Source organism: Vibrio sp. 1078-1 (assembly GCF_033340475.1).
This window is the reverse complement of record NZ_JAWOWM010000730.1, coordinates 1-554: the sequence shown is the minus strand read 5'-3', so window position 1 is coordinate 554 and position 554 is coordinate 1. Positions and strand designations below refer to the sequence as shown.

The 554-nt window shown below is 45.3% G+C and carries 2 pseudogenes; both read left to right on the top strand.

Annotated features, from left to right (window positions below):
* Nucleotides 1-431 (top strand): annotated as a pseudogene (locus R7190_RS29760) (L-sorbose 1-phosphate reductase); the annotation flags it as partial.
* 59 nt (nt 432-490) lie between these two features.
* Nucleotides 491-554, top strand: a pseudogene (locus R7190_RS29755) (transcriptional regulator); the annotation flags it as partial.

Sequence of the window (554 nt, the reverse complement as noted above, 5' to 3'; positions counted from 1 at the left end):
ATGATGGCTGCCTCAACTTCTTTGCTGGCCCAACGGATAAGAATTTCAAAGTGCCGTTTAACTTCTACAACGTGCATTACGAATCAACCCATATTGTAGGAACGTCTGGTGGTTCAAAGGGTGACATGGTGGAATCTATTGAGCTTTCCTCGCAAGGCAAGATCAATCCATCGTTCATGATCACACATGTTGGTGGCTTACAAGCTGCGCCACATACGATTCTGAATCAGTTGGATATTCCGGGCGGTAAGAAGTTGATTTACCCACATATTGACCTGCCATTGACGGCGATTGATGACTTTTTATCGTTGGCAGACCAAGACCCGTTCTTTGCGGAACTCGATGCGATTTTGTGCGCGAACAACTATGTGTGGAACGCGCATGCAGAAAAAGCGTTACTTGAGTTTTATGACGTGAGCTTAACGGTTTAGTTGCAACGAACATGTGTGGTAGCCTTTGCGCTGCCACATAATGGAGAGGTCATAAGACGTTGTCACGTGAAGACGAATTACTGGAGAAATTGGATGAGTGTGAAAATGCAACTGCGTTTCTTC